We start from the raw sequence: 18,292 nt of genomic DNA on the forward strand, positions 1-18,292 counted from the left end.
CCGCAGATCGTGGAAGTGCCTGCCGATCAGGTATAGCGGGTTTGGTGTGATTCGCCTTTCTTCGCAGTCTTTCTCGTAGGCCAATCGTGCGCGCTGGCAGGCGCGCTTCCAGCCTTCCAGCCTGAGTACTCGCCGATATAGGTGAAGCGGCCACCGGCATGCGTGCAAATCACTGGCCCGATGGCGGTGATCTTGCCGCCGCGGGCCCGATCCAATGTTTCTCTGAGGTCGGGTGTCATCTCGATCAGCAGGCGCACGCCGCTGCTGTTGACGGTCTTGCTCGGGTGAAACGAAATACCCTCGTCGGACACGTCCTGCCAGTTGAGCGCGAGAAGGTCGCCGATACGTTGAGCGGTCTGGTACGCCAGGTCGATCAGGCAGAGGATCGAGCGGGCCGACGATGTCTTGTAGCCGGCACTGGCCACGACGGCCGCGCGCACCGCCTCCAGTTCGTCGTCGGTGATGTAGCGATCCCGCTTCTTTTCCTTGGCCGCGCCGATCCCGCGCGCGGGATTGCGATCGCAAAGTCCACGCCGAACCGCATGCATGAAGATGAGCGACAGCAACGCCTTGTGTTTGTTGCTGCTGCTTGGCTTGTCGTGGAAATGCTTGTCGAGGAACCGAGCAACGTCGGCCGGCCTGACGTCATCGAGCCACGGCGACCTGGCCTGGGCGTGCATGCACGCGCTCGCGAACGAGCCGCTCGAGGGCGCCGAGCCGGCGGCTGGTGCGATGACGGCGCCGGCGCCGCGCGCGGAGGTTTTCTCGTTCGGCGATCCGGTCGAGGTGATGGATCGGCGCGAACTGCTCGAGTACGTTGAATGCGGATGAGGAACTGGTACTAGCCGCCGCTACCCCTCGACGGGCTCGCGCGCTCGTTCCGAGCCGCGCCGCACCATAGCTCGGCCATCTACGTGAAGCGCAATATCCTGGTGCAGTCGTATGTTGAGCATCCGCTACTGTCGCGTGCGGACTTCAGCCGATTCGTGCTGGAGTACCTGGTCTTCGCGAACAGCTACCTCGAACTGCGCACGAACCGGCTCGGCACGCCGATGGCGCTGAAGTGCTCACTCTCGAAATACACGCAGGTCGGCGTCGAGCCGGATCAGTACTGCTTCGTGACGAACGTGCGTGAGCCGCACGCGTCCCTGAAGGGCTTCGGTCTATCACCTGTACGAGCCGGACCTGAACCAGGAGATCTACGGGCTGCCGGAATACCTGTCGGCACTCAATTCGACCTGGTTGAACGAGAGCGCCACGCTGTTCCGCCGGCGCTACTACAAGAACGGCAGTCACGCGGGCTTCATCCTGTACATGACGGACGCGGCCGAGCGGCAGGAGGACGTCGATAATCTGCGCTCGGCGCTGAAGAACGCGAAGGGGCCGGGCAACTTCCGGAATCTGTTCATGTACGCGCCGAAGGGGAAGAAGGACGGCATCCAGCTCCTGCCGATCGGCGAGGTTGCGGCAAAGGACGAGTTCTGGAACATCAAGAAGGTGACGGTCGAGGACCAACTCGCGGCGCACCGCGTGCCGCCGCAGCTCATGGGGATCATTCCATCGAACGCGGGCGGGTTCGGCGACGTGGAGAAGGCGGCCGGGGTGTTCAACGGGCTGGAGATCGATCCGCTGAAGGCCCGGCTCCGGGAGGTGAACGACTGGCTCGGGGTCGAGGTCGTTCGGTTCAGGGGCTTCGAGATGGCGAAGGGCTGATGTGTAGAAGTCGCGACCCGATCTGACAGTTACCCGTTCCGACGGTGCGTGACTGTCAGATCAGATTCAGGTGGCTCACTTTCTCCTTCCACACCTCCTTGCCCGCGATGAGCGTCTGCAAAGGCGTGCGACCACAACACATCTTACCTTGATGCGTTCGCTCGCCGTTGTAGTACATCAGCCAAGTATCGAGATCGACCTGCAGTTCCGCCAGCGTCAGATAGAGCTTGTGGCGGAACGCGACCTGATAAAACTCCTGCAGGATGGTTTTATGGAACCGCTCGCAGATGCCATTGGTCTGCGGATGTCGCGCCTTGGTTTTGGTGTGCTCGATGTCGTTCAGCGCCAGGTACAGCTGATAATCGTGCGATTCCGGCTTGCCGCAATACTCCGTGCCTCGATCGGTCAGCATGCGGATCACACCCATGCCGTGCTCCTCGAAGAACGGCAACACCCGGTCATTGAGCAGATCGGCCGCCGTGATCGGCGTCTTGGTCGTGTACAGCTTGGCCATCGCCACTTTGCTGTAGGTGTCGACGAAGGTCTGCTGGTAAATCCGGCCTACGCCCTTGATCGTGCCCACGTAGAACGTGTCCTGCGAGCCCAGATAGCCGGGATGAGCGGTTTCGATTTCGCCATGAGCCACATCGTCGTCCTGCTTTCTTTCCAGCGCGGCCACCTGGTCCTCGCTCAGCACGATGCCTTTTTCAGCGACCTGCTTCTCCAGCGCCACGAGCCTCAGCTTGAAGGACGACAACGCGTGACGCAGCCAGATCGAACGAACGCCGGATGCAGACACGAAAATGCCGCGCCGGCGTAATTCGTTGCTGACCCGAACCTGCCCGTGGGCGGGCTGCTCGATGGCATAGGCCAGCACGGCGATTTCCGTCGCTTCATCGACTCGATTCTTGGGATTCGGCTTGCGCCGATTGCTGTCGAACAGGGCATCGACGCCGCCCTCGGCCACGGCGTTCTGATAGCGGTAGAACGTATCGCGCGACAGCCCCATCACCTTGCAGGCTTTCGACACGTTGCCCAGCTCGGCGGCCAGATTCAGCAGACCGATCTTGTGGCGGATGACATTTTGGTTGAGACTACTCACGGGGTTACTCCTTGGCGCTTGCGCGCTGTTTTGATGAAGATTCGCACCTCTATCAAAACGGGTAACCCCGCCTCTTGGCAAGGCCTTACTGTCAGATCAAGTCTGAACTTCTACAGCTGATGCCCTGGTACGCACCTGGCAAAGCCAAGCCGCCGGTCACTTCTGTCCCGACGGCTTTTTTTCTTCGTGGATTTTGGTGGATGTCGCTTTTCGACCCTTAGAGGCCAGTTCAAAAACTCCCGAGAGGGGCTGTTTACTTCCTCGGCAAGCTGTTAACCTTGGGCATCAGAACAACGGAAGTCCAAGGATGGAAGCGCCAATCATTGACGACGAACTGTGGATACTGATCGAACCATTGCTGCCACCTGCGAAGCTTCGAGCGAAGAGCGATCCTGGTCGCCCGCGCGTGTCCGACCGTGCGGCTCTCAACGGCATCCTGTTCGTGTTCAAAACGGGAATTCGTTGGAACCACTTGCCGACTCGTCTGGGCTTTGGCTCGGGCGCCACATGCTGGCGGCGATTGAGCGACTGGCAAAAGGCTGGTGTATGGGACCAACTGCACGAGTTGCTACTCGACAAGTTGCGTGCGGCCGGCCAAATCGATCTGTCATACGCTGCGGTCGATTCGTCGTCCGTGCGCGCCGTTGGGGCGGGCGAAAAACTGGCCCGAACCCCACCGATCGCGCGCGACCCGGTTCCAAGCACCACGTCCTCGTAGACGCCAACGGCGTTCCTCTCGTTGCGATCCTGACTGGCGCGAACACCAACGACGTCACGCAGTTGCTGCCGCTCGTTGATGCGATTCCACCCATTCGCGGCGTTCGTGGCCGACCGCTTCAGAAGCCCGGCGTCGTCTACGCCGATCGTGGCTACGATTCCACCCGACATCGTCGCGCGTTGCGCGAACGCGGTATCAAGCCCGTGATCGCCAAGCGCCGGACCGAGCATGGCAGTGGTCTGGGCAAGTATCGTTGGGTAGTCGAACGTACGCATTCCTGGCTCCACAATTTCCGGCGCCTACGCACTCGCTTCGAGCGACGTGCCTACATTCACGAAGCATTCCTCAAACTTGGCTGCTCGATCATCTGTTGGAACATCTTCAGACGAGCTGAGCAGGGTTTTTGAACTGGCCTCTTAGCGGCCAATCAGTATTCACCAAAGCGGTCGGTCAATTTTGAGCTAAACGCCCAACACTCACTTGGGAACTTCGCGGAGGATCAAACGGGACGGAATAGCGTGGCGGGAGAGATTTTCGCCTGTAGCGTAGCGATGATTTGCTCCAATTCGATACGCGCCTCTGCCTGCAGGCCCAAGCAAGCCGCAATGCCTTCTGCGTCAGTACTAAAGCGGCTGGCCATTGATAAGCGGAAATTTCCGTCTTCGGCTCGGGCCATGCGGTAGGAGTGAAGGTGCAGCGAGTCCCCGATTGCAGCCGGGTTCTTTACGTGGTCAAACTTAAACTCTCCGGTCATGTAAGCGAGAAATTTATCTTGCACCACAAGCACGAGCTTGCGATTTACATGCTCGAACGTCTGCACTTTATGGTGCATTTGAACGAGAATGGTCTTCGCAGTCATCTTCCAGTTCATGCCAAATGGCTTGGTGGATTCTTCATCGTTGTCGTTTCGTGCGACTCCCAACTCCTTAAGCAAGCGCTGGCGCTCCGGCCAGACGGTTCCCGTGGTGTCGAGTGTTTGCAGTTCAATGCCAACGAAATCGCGAATCTTGCCATCCTTAGTTGACACGAGGACATAATCTATGCTTCCACCCGGAACACTCACTTCTGAAACAAGATGCAACTCGTTTCCGGGTTCATGACACGTCAATAAGTGCAAACAATCCACGAAGATTTGCCCCCGCTCGATGAGGCGAGTAGGGCAAATAATGATTGGTTCAAGCGGGCGGCCGTACAAGACAGTACAAGAGCCAATCGAGATTTCCGGATTGGACTTTCGGATCTTGTAGCATCGCTTGGCCAAGAATGGGCAACCCTGCTCGGCAATTGTCTTTTGCCACTCAATTCCCGGAGCGTCCACTGCTTTGCCGAATAACTCAACAACTTTGCTCATAGAAGGCTGTTGCATCTTTCTTGTGATAGTTCGAGGTATTGGCGCGAAATATCGATTCCGATTGACTTAAGGCCAATCTGACGTGCGGCGAGAAGGGTTGTCCCAGTTCCGCAGAAGGGATCAAGAACTACGCCTCGCGGTGGGCATGTTGCGAGTAACGGTCTACGGCAAAGGTCCACAGGATAAGGAGCAAAATGTGTGCCGCGCCGTTGCGTATCCTCGGGAATTATGTCCCACACGTCGCCCGGCTTACTGCCATTGGGATGGTATTTGAGAAAGTAGAAGCCCTTATCCCGGAGTTCCTTAGCTCGCCCCGAGACCTTTTCGCTATCAGAATGGGTCGCACGCTGTTGACCGCGAATGATCATTCGGAAGTCTGAGACATTGCCCGCCGCAAGATCGGCAAGCATCGAATCAAGTGCGGCGAAAGCAGCCTTCTTCTCATTGTCGTCAAGGGCCGTAGACAATTCAATCTGTCGCTTGTACCGAACTCCAGAAACCCCGGTGGCGGAGATGACGGCGCCATTCACAACTTTCGCCTCGCGTGGCTTCGAACGGATTGCGTCAGCGTTGTAGTAATAGCCCTTAGCTTTCTTCACAAAGTGAAATAGGTTTTCGTGAACGTTAGCTAGGCGGTCCTTGCTGTTGTCCATGCCTCCCTTCAACTTGTTCCAGACTACGCTGTTGCGCATAGTCCAACCTTGGTTGTCTGTTAGCTCGAAGGCAACCCGCCAAGGAATACCGAGAAGTCCTTTGCCATCGTATGTATCGCCGAGGTTGAGCCAGAATGATCCAGTCGGTTTTAGAACCCTTTTGAGCTCAAGGAATATTGCAGCGAGGTCGCGGACGAAGTCGCGGTAGTCTGCTTCCAAACCGATGCCGCCGTTCTCATATTCACGCTTACCCCAGTAAGGCGGGGAGGTCATCGCACAGTCGATGCATTCGTCAGGAAGCGCTTGGAGCACGTTGAGCGCATCACCGTTGAGCAATAACGGATTAGTGGTCACCTCCTGTTCGTAGGAAGCGAAAGCCTCGCCAAAGTCTTTTGACGCGATATCGTGCGATACCATGCGGCGATCGCTTACTTTCTGCTTGCGGTTCGATACGCCGCTCACCGCCTCAATGATTCCATCACTCACTAAAAATTCCTGACTTTGCGTGCGGCCAGTTAAGCCGAGAGTTGTAAGTAAAGTAGAAGCGTTTAAATTTGAGCGCTCGGGCGACCACCTGTCACTGATTTTCAAGACTTGTGCCTTAAACCGCTCGCTCACGCTTCCACGGGGCGAACGAGGGGAACGAGCCCTCGTTACTTGGAAGGCTTCTTCTCCAGCAGCGAGCTACAACCGCGCGCGATGATGAGATTCTAACCCGAGAGCAGGAGGCGCGCAGCCGTATCCTAGGGCCTCGTCGCTGAGCGCACGAAATGAACCGCACCGAATTTTGTGGAGGCTCGGATTCTTGAGAGAATGGAGCCATGAACAAGAAGGCAACCAAGTTTTCCCCGGAAGTCCGGGGGCGCGCAGTGCGTCTGGTACGTGAGCAGCGTAGCGAACATCCGTCGATGTGGGCGGCGGTCGAATCGATTGCGCCGATGATCGGCTGTACGCCGCAGACGCTGCTGGATTGGGTCAAGCGCGAGGAGATCGATCGTGGGGAACGTGATGGCGTGAGCACGGCCGAGCGTGAACGCATCAAGGCCCTGGAGCGTGAGGTCAAGGAACTGCGCCGTACCAACGAGATTCTCAAGCTGGCGAGCGCGTTTTTCGCCCAGGCGGAGCTCGACCGCCGATTCAAGTCCTGAAAGCCTTCGTTGATCAGCATCGCGACACCTTCGGGGTCGAGCCGATCTGCAAGGTCTTGCGGATTGCCCCGTCGGGCTACCGACGCCATGCTGCGCGGCTTCGTGATCCGTCCAAACGCTGCGCTCGTGCCAAACGCGATGAGGTCCTGCAACCCGAGATCAAGCGTGTCTGGCAGGCCAACATGCAGGTCTACGGTGTGCCGAAGGTCTGGAAGCAGATGAACCGGGAGGGCATTGTGGTCGCACGCTGCACGGTCGGGCGGCTGATGAAGCTGCAGGGCTTGCGTGGCGCAGTTCGCGGCAAGCGGGTTCGCACGACGAATCCCGATACGAGCGCTGCGCGCCCGCTGGACCGGGTCAACCGGCAGTTCAAGGCTGAGCGCCCAAATCAGCTTTGGGTGTCTGACTTCACCTATGTCTCGACATGGCAGGGTTGGCTGTACGTGGCGTTCGTGATCGACGTGTTTGCCCGTCGCATCGTCGGTTGGCGCGTCAGTTCGTCGATGAGCACGGACTTCGTTCTGGATGCGCTCGAACAGGCGCTGTACGCGCGCCAACCGGGCGACGATGGGACCTTGATACACCACTCCGATAGGGGGGCTCAATACGTCAGCATTCGGTACAGCGAACGTTTGGCCGAGGCGGGTATCGAGCCGTCCGTCGGCAGCCGTGGCGACAGCTACGATAACGCGCTGGCTGAAACGATCAACGGTCTCTACAAGACTGAACTGATTCATCGGCGCGCCCCTTGGAAAACGAGGGAATCCGTCGAACTGGCAACGCTGGAATGGGTCGCCTGGTACAACCATCATCGGCTGATGGAACCGCTCGGCTATATCCCGCCTGCCGAAGCTGAGGCAAACTACTACAGGCAACTCAGAAATGCTGCTGAAGTGCCTGCATTAACTTAAACCAACCGGCCTCCACGATTCCCGGTGCGGTTCAAATTGATGTTCTACCTCGGTATTGATGTTGCCAAAGCCAAGCTGGATTGCTGCCTGCTGGACATGACAAACGGCAAGCGTAGTACGAAGGTTGTTGCCAATAGCCGAGCCGGCCTAACCGATCTGTTGGGCTGGTTGGACAAGAGACACACCGAGCCGAGCCACGTACATGTCGCGCTCGAAGGTACCGGCGTCTATCACGAGATGGCCGCGTGTGGCCTGCACGATGCCGGGCTCTCCGTGTCTGTCGTTAATCCTGCGCAGGTGCGTGCTTTTGCGACGGGAATGGGCGTGCGCACGAAGAACGACATTGTAGACAGCCACGTGTTAGCGCGCTTTGCGATGCACGCACGGCCAATGCGCTGGAGTCCTCCAGCGCCCGAGGCTCGCATACTTCAAGCACTGATGGCGCGCCGTGAAGCGCTTGCACAAGATCTTCAGCGTGAGCGCAACCGGTATGAGAAAGCGGAAATCACGGCTCCAACGGCGCTAGTCCTGCATTCGATTCTCGAGACGATCGAGTTTTTGGAACGCCATTTAGCCAGCCTGCAACGCGAGATCGATGATCACATTGCTGCCCATCCGAGCCTTAAAGCAAACTTGATGCTGCTGCAAAGTATCCCGGCAGTTGGTCCTCAGGTAGGCCGCACGCTGCTTGCCATCATGCACGCGCGCCACTTCGATTCTGCACAACAACTTGCGGCGTATCTCGGCCTGGTGCCGGTGCAGAGGCAGTCGGGATCGTCGATCCAGGGCCCTTCACGTTTATCGAAGGCCGGACCGGCCAAGGTACGGGCAACTCTCTACATGGCGGCCGTCGTCGCTAAACGCTATAACCCCCACATCAAGACATTGTGTGAACGCTTGGCAGCGCGTGGCAAATCCACCATGTCAATAATCGGCGCTGCAATGCGTAAGCTTGTGCATCTGTGTTTCGGCGTTCTGAAGACACGACAGCCTTATCGGGCGAACTACGTCGCAATCGCTTGACGGGCGAGACGGTATCTCCACAAAATCCGGTGCGGTTCATGCCGCCGTTCGCTTTCGGGCTATTGCTGGTGCTTCGGACGCCCGCGGAGCCGCGAAAGGCCTGCAATCAGGGGTATCGACAGCAAAAACGCGACCGCGAAGCTGACGAGCAGCAGGACGCCGACGAAAATGTCCTCGTTTCGCTCACCGCCGGCGGACCCGAGCGCGTGAAACAGTGGCGCCATGACGTTCCAGCCTTCGCCGCCGTTGCCGAACCAGTGTTCCATCCACGGGAGCGAGGTAATCGCGGCTTCAACGGGCAACGTCAGCGCGAACGCGAGCGCTATACGAGCGATCAGTTTCATCGGACCGTGACCCTACCGTATGCCTTGAGCGCTGTACCAGGGACCTGAAAGGCAGCTTGGGATTTCAGGAACGTTCGGAGCCTGTCGAACTGCGCCGGGCTCAACAGCGTGATACAGCCGTCACTTTCACCGAGGCGGCCGACCGGGTGCAGGCGGAAATGCCCGCGGCGGATGCCGTTTATTGTCGTCCAGTCGTCGATTTGCCCGTCGTTGCGGTACAGCGCGAACCATTCGGCCCGATGCGTGTGCAGGGCGAAGTCCTTCGCCGCGTCATAGAGCCAGCCGAGGTGGCCGCCACTCTGCCGGTCGACGATGTAGTAGGTGCCGGCGGGCAGCGGGCCTTTTTCCGACACGGCGGTCGAGTTCGGGTCGTTGATGTAGCGGCCGTTTCCAGAGAAGGCTGGGACACTGCCGAAACCTGGGCAGTTCAGCACGGACATGCTGTGCTTGTTCAAGGCGAAAGTGCATTCCACGGGCATGATGATCCTCGGGGCGTGGCTCTCAGATGGTGTTTGTCATGCGGGATCGGCGCGCCAGATCCCTGCTGCGCCGATAGTGTTGCACTTTCTACCGTGGTCGGCTACTCGGCTCCCTGCGACGGTGAATCAGTACAGTGAAATTACAGTTTGGGCGAGCTTGGACAGCCCTGATTGACCTTGATTAGCCTTGGTTTTGCTGATTGAGAGTCGCGTAAAGCTTTGATTTTTAAAGGCTCCCGGTGTGCCGGTAAAGCTCCGAAGGCAGCGTTCGACCACGCGCAAGAGTTGTCTAACTTGTGCCCGGATTGCTGCCGAAACCCCCATGAAATCGTGGACGCCTGAAAAGGGCTCCCGGGCACCCCGCAAAACGGAATTTCAGCAACCTGCTAGGTCCCGCCGGCGTCGCCATTTCCCATTCGACAAACCCGCATTGCCGCCGTCGCGCGACGATGTCGAATTCATCCGGCCGAGACGCCAGGATGTCGCCCCGTGAAACGGACCCGGTAATGCGATCGAGGCCGCCCGGATCGATCCGGGCGGCCTCGGCATTCTTGCGGCGCCGGCGGGCGGCGCGGCTCGCTTAGCGGCACCCGTTGCGGCCCCAGTGCCCCGGCGGGCAGTGCAGGCGGTCGTGGCGGTGATGCTCCATCCACTCCCGGCGCTCCCAGTAGCGGTGGCCGTCCCAGTAACGGTCGCCGTGCCAGCCGATCACGACGGCCGGTCCGCCGGTGTGGACGGCGACGATTTCTGCACGCGCGGCGCCCGAGCCGGCAATGCCGAGTGCAACGAGCGTCGTGGCGATTAAATTGCGTTGTTTCATGCTCTTCTCCTTGAAACTTGGATCGAAGCGACCGCGCGGCGCATTCGCAAAGCGGTAAGCGGCCCGGCTGCGTGATGCCGCGGCGGTCACGGCATGGGAATCAGTCTGGCCAGCGGCCAGATTAATTGGCGTATGGCTTGGTAAGCTTGGATTGCTGCTGACGATCAGGCATCGGTCTTTTTCGATGGCCGCCTGACGCGTGCCGAAGCGGTCGGCACCCACCGCCGGCCCGGGCGCCGCCCCGTCCGGCGCCCCCGGCGCGAGGCCAGCAAGCGGGTCGCATGTCCGGATACGCCTCGTTACGAATTCGGGCAAATATTTCAGCCGGCAATCCACGAAACCGTCGTGCAGGTCCGCTACGATGTCGCTGCTCGTGATCCGGCCCGCCGCGCGCCCGGCCGACGAAGGTTAACGAAAATCAAGGGTTTTCCCTTATCATCGACCCGGGGCGTCGACTGCGGTGCAAGAACGCGCACCGCGCCCCCACCGGTGTTCATCCGCCCCTCATCCGTTTCCTCATCGAATTCGCAATGCTTCGCCATCTACTCCATCGCATCAGGCACGTCGCCACGGCTCGCCTGAGGACGCTCAATGTGCTCGCGGGCGCCTGGTCGCGCCGCCGGCCCTTGTGGATGGTGTCGTTCTCGATCAATGACGCGAGCCTGTCGGAAGGACTGCGCGCCGCCTGTGCTTCGACGGCGATGCTGGTGGCCGGCAACCTGCTGCACGAGCCCGGGTTCGCCTGGGCCGCGATCGGCGCGTTCTGGACCTGCCTGGCCGACGCGGCGGGCTCGAACCGCACACGCTTCGCGTCGATGGCGAGTTTCGCGGTGCTGTCCGCGCTCTGCGGCGGCATCACCGCGTTTGCCTCCGGCATCGGCACCGCCGCCGCGCTGCTCGCGGTGCTGGTGTTCACCTCGCTCGGCGCGCTGGGACGGATCTGGGGCGCGGCCACCGCACAGGTTGCGATCCTGGCCGCGACCGCCTGCGTGGTGATGGCCGACCGGCCGATGCACGACTGGCACAACGGGCTCGCCTTCCTCGGCGTCTATTTGCTCGGCTGCGTGCTGGCGATCGTACTGAGCCTGACGGTCTGGCGCATCCATCCGTTCGCGCAGAGCCGTGCCGCGGTGCGCGGCGTCTACGTGCGGCTCGCCGACATCGCGCGCGACGCCTCGCGCCTGCTGACGGACGCGCAGCAGACGCAGCGGGCCTGGGAAATACACGCCGCGAAATACCGCTCCGACGCGCGCTCGGCGCTCGAGGCGGCGCGTCGCACGCTGGCCCGCATGCCGGTGGCGAAGACGGACCGGCGCGAGTCGTATGCGAACCTGCTGATCGCGGTGGCCGACGGCGAGCGCTGGTTTGCGCATCTGATCGCGGTGGCGGGCGTCTGCCAGCGGGGCCGCCAGACGCTGCGCGATCCGCGGCGTGCCGCGCGCGTGCTGGCCGGCATCGCCGAACTGCTGCATCGCACCGGCGACGCGATCGACGAGGCGCCGTGGGAGCGGCCCGACGCGTTGCAGCGCCGGCTGCGCCGCTTCGCGCGCGGGCTCGACGCGGCGCTCGGCGAATCGATGACGATGGCCTTGCAGCTGGGACCCGATCCGTCCGATCTCGCGCCGTCGCCGCGCCGGCAGGTGTCGTGGACGCGCAGCCTGCGCCTGGTGCTCGCGCGCGCCTGGGCGACGCTGCACGCGAACCTGTCATGGAAGTCGATCGGGCTGCGGCACGCGGCGCGCGTCGCGGTGGCCACCACGCTCGGCTTTCTGGTGGTGCGGCTGCTCGGCGTGCCGTTCGGCTACTGGACCACGATGGCGACGCTGCTGATCCTGCAGCCGTCGATCGCCGGCACCTGGCCGCGCAGTGTCGAGCGTGCCGCCGGCAGCATCGTCGGCGGCCTGCTGGCGGCTGCGATCGGGCTCGCCGTGCATTCGCCGATCGGCATCTCGCTGGTGGTGTTTCCGCTGGTCTGCGCGACCATGGCGCTACGGCCCGTCAGCTATAGTCTGTTCGTGCTGTTCCTCACGCCCACCTTCGTGCTGGTGGCCGACTTCGCGATGCCGGCCGCGAGCGAGCTGTCCTATGCGCTGACGCGGCTCGGCAACAACGTGCTCGGCTGCGTGATCGCGCTGGTCGCGACCTTCATGCTGTGGCCCACGCGCGAGCAGATCGACATTCGCGGCCAACTGGCCGCTGCGATCGCGGCGAACCTGCGCTATCTGGTCGACGCGATCGAGGCACCGGGCCGTGCGAGCCGCGAGGCCGAGCGCCTGCGCCGCGAGGCGGGGCTGGCCAGCAACAACGCGGAGGAGGCCTTCAACCGGATTCGGCTCGAACGGCTCGACGACACTCGTTTCGACACGGCCGCCTCGACGGTGCTGGGGCTGCTGCGCCGGATGGCCGGTACCGCCGCATACTTGCGCGCCAGCGTGCACGGGCCGCGCATGGAGATCGATCTGGTCGAATGGGTGGCCGCCGCGAGCGACGATATCGACACGATGCTCGCCACCGGCCGCGTGCCGCCGTGCCGTCCGCTGCCGCCGCGCGAGAAGCTCGCGCAGCTCGAGATGGACGCGGTCGGGCAGATCGCGCTGCTGCAGCGCCTGATCGGCGATCTGCAATTGGACGACGGGCCGCTCGCGCGGCGCGGCGTGGCGCCGGCGCGCCGCGTGGGCTGAGACCGTCCGCGGCGCGGCAAGCCGGGCGCCGTCCCAGCTGGCTGCGGTACGCCTGCCGTCAGGCCTGTCGCAGTACGAAGCAGTTCGGCTGCCCGTGCCGGTGCGGCGCCGTGCGGCGCGCAAACAAAAACGGGCGGCGCATCGAGCGTCGCCCGTTCGGGCCGATCAAGCCGCCCGGTGATTACAGATAGAACATCCGGTCGTCGTCGCCGCGTTCGTCGCTCCCCTGGCCGGGCTTTTCCTGCGCGCTGCCGTCTTCGCCGGTGTCCTCGTAGAACGCGAGCACGGCTTCCAGCACCTGGTCCGGATCGTCGATCACCTGCATCAGGTTCATGTCGTCCGGATTGATCAGCCCCATCGGAATCAGCTGGTCGCGGAACCATTGCAGCAGGCCCTGCCAGAACTCGCTGCCCACCAGGATGATCGGCACGAGGCGCGATTTCTTGGTCTGGATCAGCGTGAGCACCTCGGACAGCTCGTCCAGCGTGCCGAAGCCGCCCGGCATCACGACCACCGCGTCGGAGTTCTTCACGAACGTGACCTTGCGCGTGAAGAAATGGCGGAAGCGCAGCGAGATGTCCTGGTAGTGGTTGCCCGACTGTTCGTGCGGCAACTCGATGTTGAGGCCCACCGACGGCGCCTTGCCGGCGTGGGCGCCCTGGTTCGCCGCTTCCATGATGCCGGGGCCGCCGCCGGAGATCACCGCGAAGCCCGCGTCGGAGAGCTTGCGCGCGATCTGGGTGGCGAGCTGATAGTGCGCAGAATCGGCCTTCAGGCGTGCCGAACCGTAGATACTGACGGCGGGGCGGATCTCGGACAGGTACTCGGTCGCCTCGATAAACTCTGCCATAATCGTGAACATCTGCCACGATGCGCGGGCTTTCTTGGCCGTCGCGCGTTCTTGATCTGCGAGCGAACGCAAGCTCGGAATCACTTTTCTCTTATTCATAATGCCTGAAGAACGGAACCTGGAAGGTAAAACCCTGCTATTGGTGGATGGTTCGAGCTATCTCTATCGGGCTTACCACGCAATGCCCGATTTGCGCGGGCCGGGTGGGGAGCCGACTGGCGCGCTCTACGGGATCATCAATATGCTGCGCCGCATGCGCAAGGAAGTCCGAGCAGAGTATAGCGCGTGCGTGTTCGATGCAAAGGGCAAAACGTTCCGCGACGATCTCTTCGTCGACTATAAGGCGAACCGTCCGTCGATGCCGCCCGATCTCGCGCTGCAGATCGAGCCGATCCACGAGGCCGTGCGTGCGCTCGGCTGGCCGCTCCTGATGATCGAGGGCGTGGAGGCCGACGACGTGATCGGCACGCTCGCGCGCGCGGCCGAGGCGCGCGGCATGAAGGTCGTGATCTCGACCGGCGACAAGGATCTCGCCCAACTCGTCACGAGCCACGTCACGCTCGTCAACACGATGACGAACGAGCTGCTCGATCGCGAGGGCGTGATCGCGAAGTTCGGCGTGCCACCCGAGCGCATCGTCGATTACCTGTCGCTGATCGGCGATACCGTCGACAACGTGCCCGGCGTCGAGAAGTGCGGCCCGAAGACGGCCGTCAAATGGCTCACGCAGTACGAGACGCTCGACGGCATCGTCGAGCATGCGGCCGAGATCAAGGGCGTGGTCGGCGACAACCTGCGCCGCGCGCTCGATTTCCTGCCGCTCGCGCGCAAGCTCGTGACGGTCGAGACGGCCTGCGAGCTGAAGCCGCAGGTCGAGTCGATCGAGGCGTCGCTCGCCACCGGTGCGGAGTCGCGCGCCGCGCTCTTGCCGATCTTCGAGACCTATGGCTTCAAGACCTGGCGGCGCGAACTCGACGCGATGCCCGAGGACGGCGCCGCCGCGGCCGCGCCCGAGGGCATCGACCCGGTGCCGGCCGCCGCCGAGATCGAGCGCAACTACGAAACCGTGCAGACCTGGGCGCAGTTCGACGCGTGGCTGGCGAAGATCGACGCGGCCGCGCTGACGTCGTTCGACACCGAGACGACCTCGCTCGATCCGATGGTCGCGCAGATCGTCGGCCTGTCCTTGTGCACCGAGCCCGGCAGCGCGGCCTACGTGCCGGTCGCGCATCGCGGCCCCGACGCGCCCGAGCAACTGCCGCGCGACGAGGTGCTCGCGAAGCTCAAGCCTTGGCTCGAAAATCCGGCGCGCAAGAAGGTCGGCCAGCATCTGAAGTATGACGCGCAGGTGCTCGCCAACTACGACATCGCGCTGAACGGCGTCGAGCACGATACGCTGCTCGAGTCCTACGTGCTCGAATCGCATCGCACGCACGACATGGACAGCCTCGCGCTGCGCCATCTCGGCGTCAAGACGATCAAGTACGAGGACGTGGCGGGCAAGGGGGCGCAGCAGATCGGCTTCGACGAGGTCGCGCTGGACGTGGCCGCCGCCTACGCCGCCGAGGACGCCGACATCACGCTGCAGCTGCACCGTGTGATGTATCCGCAGGTCGAGCGCGAAGCGGGCCTGAAGCGCGTCTATACCGAGATCGAGCTGCCCGTGTCGTTCGTGCTGCGCAAGATGGAGCGCACCGGCGTGCTGATCGACAGCGGCCGGCTCGAGGCACAGAGCCGCGAGATCGCGGTGCGGCTCGTCGAACTCGAACGCGAGGCCTATGCGCTCGCGGGCGGCGAGTTCAACCTCGGCTCGCCCAAACAGATCGGCCAAATCTTCTTCGAGAAGCTGCAGCTGCCGGTGGTGAAGAAGACGCCGAGCGGGGCGCCCTCCACCGACGAGGAGGTGCTGCAGAAGCTGGCCGAGGACTATCCGCTGCCGAAGCTGCTGCTCGAGCATCGCGGCCTGTCGAAGCTCAAGTCCACCTACACCGACAAGCTGCCGCGCATGATCAACGCGAGCACGGGGCGTGTCCACACCAACTATGCGCAGGCCGTGGCCGTGACGGGGCGGCTCGCGTCGAACGATCCGAATCTGCAGAACATCCCCGTGCGCACGGCCGAGGGCCGGCGCATTCGCGAGGCGTTCATCGCCGCGCCCGGCTGCAAGATCGTGTCGGCCGACTATTCACAGATCGAGCTGCGCATCATGGCGCACATCTCCGGCGACGAATCGCTGCTGCGCGCGTTCTCGCAGGGCGAGGACATCCACCGCGCGACCGCCGCCGAGGTGTTCGGCGTGACGCCGCTCGAAGTCAGCACCGACCAGCGCCGCATCGCCAAGGTCATCAACTTCGGCCTGATCTACGGGATGAGCGCGTTCGGTCTCGCCTCGAATCTCGGCATCACGCGCGACGCCGCCAAGCTCTACATCGACCGCTATTTCGCGCGTTATCCGGGCGTGGCGAACTACATGGAAACGACGCGCGCGTCGGCCAAGGCGCAGGGCTACGTCGAAACCGTGTTCGGCCGCCGCCTGTGGCTGCCCGAGATCAACGGCGGCAACGGCCCGCGCCGCCAGGCGGCCGAACGCGCCGCGATCAACGCGCCGATGCAGGGCACGGCCGCGGACCTGATCAAGCTGTCGATGATCGCCGTGGACGGCTGGCTCGAACGCGACGGCTTGCGTTCACGCATGATCATGCAGGTCCACGACGAACTCGTGCTCGAGGTGCCCGATGCCGAACTGGCGCTGGTGCGCGAGAAGCTGCCCGAGATGATGAGCGGCGTCGCCAAGCTGAAGGTGCCGCTGGTGGCCGAGGTCGGTGCCGGCACCAACTGGGAGGAGGCCCACTGAGCGGTGCGATACGGGGCCGGCGGCGCAGGCCGCCGCCCCCTGCCGCCCCGCGGGCGATGCCGTCGCCGCCAGGCACGAACCCGGGCATGTACCGGGGCACGATTCGTGCGGCAGTCGTGCGGCGCGCGCGCCGTGCCATCGCCATCCTGCGAAGCGGGCGCGCCGGCCGCCGGAGACGCCGCTTCGCCTCCGGTCGCATGCGTTACTGAACCGCGAAAGGGGGATCGATGCATCGTTTCATCATCATAGGCGGCGGTGCCGGCGGGCTCGAACTCGCGACCCGGCTCGGCGACCGCTATGGCGCACGCGGCAGGCGCGAGGCCCGCGCCCACGTCACGCTCGTCGACCGTCATCCGACGCACATCTGGAAACCGCTGCTGCACGAGGTGGCCGCGGGCAGCATGGACCCTTTTACACAGGAGCTTGAATATGCGGCCCAGGCGCGCTGGCATGGCTTTGAGTTCCAGCAGGGCGAACTGATCTCGATCGACCGCGGGGCCCGCCGCGTCTTGGTGGCCGCCGTCCACGACGGCGACGGCCTCGAACTGATGCCCGAGCGCGAGCTCGAATACGACACGCTGGTGATCGCGATCGGCAGTACCACCCACTTCTTCGGTGTCGAGGGCGCGCAGCAGCACGCCATCGCGCTCGACACGGTGAGCGAGGCGGAGCGTTTTCGCAAGCGTCTGATCGCGGCCTGCATCCGCGCCGAGCATCGCGTGCCGGAGCCCGCGCAGCCCGGCGTCGAACCCGACCGGCCGCAGGCGGCTCAGCCGGCGGAGCCGGCCGAACCGCGCGTCCAGGTCGTGATCGTCGGGGCCGGCGCGACCGGCGTGGAGCTGTCCGCCGAGTTGCGCAATACCGCTCAGGTCCTGGCCGCGTATGGTCTGCACAAGCTCGACCCGCAGCGCGACGTCGGCATCGTGCTGATCGAGTCGGGGCCGCGCATCCTGCCCGCGCTGCCCGAGCGCGTGGCGAACGCGACGGCCGAACTACTCGGGAAACTCGGCGTGCGGCTGATGACGGGCGAGCGCGTGACCGAGGTCGCGCCGGGATGCGTGCGTACCGCGAGCGGCCAGTCGGTGCGCGCCGACCTGACGGTCTGGGCAGCCGGCATCAAGGCGCCGGCCTTGCTATCGCAGCTCGATGGCCTCGAGGTGAACCGGCTCGGCCAGCTCGTGGTGCGCCAGACGCTGCAGACCACGCTCGACGACGACGTGTTCGCGCTGGGCGATTGCGCCGCCTGCGCGTGGCCGGGTAACGATCGCGGCGTGCCGCCGCGCGCGCAGGCCGCGCACCAGCAGGCGAGCTTCCTGCTGCGTGCGCTGGCCTGCCGGCTCGAACGGCGGCCGCTGCCGTCATTCACCTATCGCGATTTCGGCTCGCTGGTGTCGCTCGGCCACTTCAGCGCAGTCGGCAGCCTGATGGGCGGCCTGATCGGCGGCAACATGCTGATCGAGGGCTTGTTCGCGCGCTTCATGTACATGTCGCTGTACCGGCTCCATATCGCTGCGCTGCATGGCTATCCCCGCATGATGCTCGACACCGTGGCGCACTGGCTGCGCCGCTCCACGCTGCCGCGCGTGAAGCTGCACTGACGCGCCCCGAAGCACCGCGCGCCGGGCCGGCGGTGCGCCGACGGCCG

14 protein-coding genes, 1 pseudogene and 1 other annotated feature are annotated in these 18,292 nt (G+C 63.2%); of the genes and pseudogenes, 7 read left to right on the forward strand and 8 right to left on the reverse strand.

The features are described from left to right. Nucleotides 1-26: 26 nt before the first annotated feature. On the reverse strand, nt 27-680 hold the full coding sequence (locus KS03_RS06320) for a site-specific integrase (protein WP_230674379.1): 654 nt from the start codon (nt 678-680) through the stop codon (nt 27-29). 52 nt (nt 681-732) lie between these two features. Here KS03_RS06320 and KS03_RS06325 point away from each other — a divergent pair. Further along, nucleotides 733-1,713: pseudogene (locus tag KS03_RS06325) on the forward strand (phage portal protein). 55 nt (nt 1,714-1,768) lie between these two features. Here the strand turns inward: KS03_RS06325 and KS03_RS06330 are convergent. Beyond that, nucleotides 1,769-2,815: an IS481 family transposase gene (locus KS03_RS06330; RefSeq protein WP_015877383.1), complete on the reverse strand. Its 1,047-nt coding sequence runs from the start codon at nt 2,813-2,815 to the stop codon at nt 1,769-1,771. A gap of 307 nt (nt 2,816-3,122) precedes the next feature. Here KS03_RS06330 and KS03_RS29620 point away from each other — a divergent pair. Next, a protein-coding gene (locus KS03_RS29620) for an IS5-like element ISBugl2 family transposase (protein WP_085962356.1) occupies nt 3,123-3,940 on the forward strand; the annotation gives its coding sequence in 2 pieces (ribosomal slippage) (nt 3,123-3,471 and nt 3,471-3,940; 819 coding nt in all). A gap of 92 nt (nt 3,941-4,032) precedes the next feature. Here KS03_RS29620 and KS03_RS06335 read toward each other — a convergent pair. After that, the gene (locus KS03_RS06335) at nt 4,033-4,884 is read right to left on the reverse strand and encodes a NotI family restriction endonuclease (protein ID WP_015877638.1); all 852 of its coding nucleotides are present in this window, start codon (nt 4,882-4,884) and stop codon (nt 4,033-4,035) included. Next, on the reverse strand, nt 4,881-6,128 hold the full coding sequence (locus KS03_RS29625; protein WP_197964222.1) for a DNA-methyltransferase: 1,248 nt from the start codon (nt 6,126-6,128) through the stop codon (nt 4,881-4,883). Before KS03_RS29625 ends, KS03_RS06335 begins: the two co-directional genes overlap by 4 nt. 230 nt (nt 6,129-6,358) lie before the next feature. Between KS03_RS29625 and KS03_RS06345 the strand changes: the two genes are divergently transcribed. Both KS03_RS06345 and KS03_RS06350 read left to right on the forward strand, forming a co-directional pair. Next, nucleotides 6,359-7,596 (forward strand): IS3-like element IS1416 family transposase gene (locus tag KS03_RS06345; RefSeq protein ID WP_085962428.1). Its coding sequence is split into 2 segments (ribosomal slippage): nt 6,359-6,650 and nt 6,650-7,596, totalling 1,239 coding nucleotides; the frame shifts between segments, so codons are not numbered across the junction. Beyond that, nucleotides 6,640-6,756, forward strand: a sequence feature (AL1L pseudoknot). (Overlaps the previous gene by 117 nt.) Before the next feature lie 39 nt (nt 7,597-7,635). Then, the gene (locus KS03_RS06350) at nt 7,636-8,619 is read left to right on the forward strand and encodes an IS110 family RNA-guided transposase (RefSeq protein WP_015877636.1); all 984 of its coding nucleotides are present in this window, start codon (nt 7,636-7,638) and stop codon (nt 8,617-8,619) included. 59 nt (nt 8,620-8,678) lie between these two features. On the opposite strand, the gene KS03_RS06355 is transcribed toward KS03_RS06350, so the two are convergent. From KS03_RS06355 to KS03_RS06365, 3 genes are all read right to left on the reverse strand, one after another. After that, on the reverse strand, nt 8,679-8,963 hold the full coding sequence (locus tag KS03_RS06355) for a hypothetical protein (protein ID WP_015877635.1): 285 nt from the start codon (nt 8,961-8,963) through the stop codon (nt 8,679-8,681). After that, the gene (locus tag KS03_RS06360; protein ID WP_015877634.1) at nt 8,960-9,442 is read right to left on the reverse strand and encodes a DUF2778 domain-containing protein; all 483 of its coding nucleotides are present in this window, start codon (nt 9,440-9,442) and stop codon (nt 8,960-8,962) included. Before KS03_RS06360 ends, KS03_RS06355 begins: the two co-directional genes overlap by 4 nt. Nucleotides 9,443-10,022: 580 nt before the next feature. Continuing rightward, nucleotides 10,023-10,262 (reverse strand): hypothetical protein, encoded by a 240-nt coding sequence (locus KS03_RS06365; RefSeq protein ID WP_015877633.1) that lies wholly within the window; start codon nt 10,260-10,262, stop codon nt 10,023-10,025. A 530-nt stretch (nt 10,263-10,792) separates the two neighbouring features. On the opposite strand from KS03_RS06365, the gene KS03_RS06370 reads away from it, so the two are divergent. Then, the gene (locus tag KS03_RS06370) at nt 10,793-12,943 is read left to right on the forward strand and encodes an FUSC family protein (protein WP_015877632.1); all 2,151 of its coding nucleotides are present in this window, start codon (nt 10,793-10,795) and stop codon (nt 12,941-12,943) included. A gap of 181 nt (nt 12,944-13,124) precedes the next feature. On the opposite strand, the gene KS03_RS06375 is transcribed toward KS03_RS06370, so the two are convergent. After that, nucleotides 13,125-13,892: an LOG family protein gene (locus tag KS03_RS06375; RefSeq protein WP_015877631.1), complete on the reverse strand. Its 768-nt coding sequence runs from the start codon at nt 13,890-13,892 to the stop codon at nt 13,125-13,127. A gap of 1 nt (nt 13,893) precedes the next feature. Here KS03_RS06375 and polA point away from each other — a divergent pair, with 1 nt between their 5' ends. Beyond that, nucleotides 13,894-16,647 carry a DNA polymerase I gene (gene polA / locus KS03_RS06380; RefSeq protein WP_015877630.1) on the forward strand — a complete coding sequence of 918 codons (2,754 nt, stop codon included), beginning with the start codon at nt 13,894-13,896 and terminating at the stop codon, nt 16,645-16,647. A 227-nt stretch (nt 16,648-16,874) separates the two neighbouring features. Beyond that, a complete protein-coding gene (locus KS03_RS06385; RefSeq protein WP_017423610.1) occupies nt 16,875-18,245 on the forward strand; it encodes an NAD(P)/FAD-dependent oxidoreductase in 1,371 nt (456 codons plus the stop codon). The last annotated feature ends 47 nt before the right edge of the window (nt 18,246-18,292 follow it).

Origin of the sequence: Burkholderia glumae LMG 2196 = ATCC 33617 (assembly GCF_000960995.1) — a bacterium.
Classification (GTDB): Bacteria; Pseudomonadota; Gammaproteobacteria; order Burkholderiales; family Burkholderiaceae; genus Burkholderia; species Burkholderia glumae.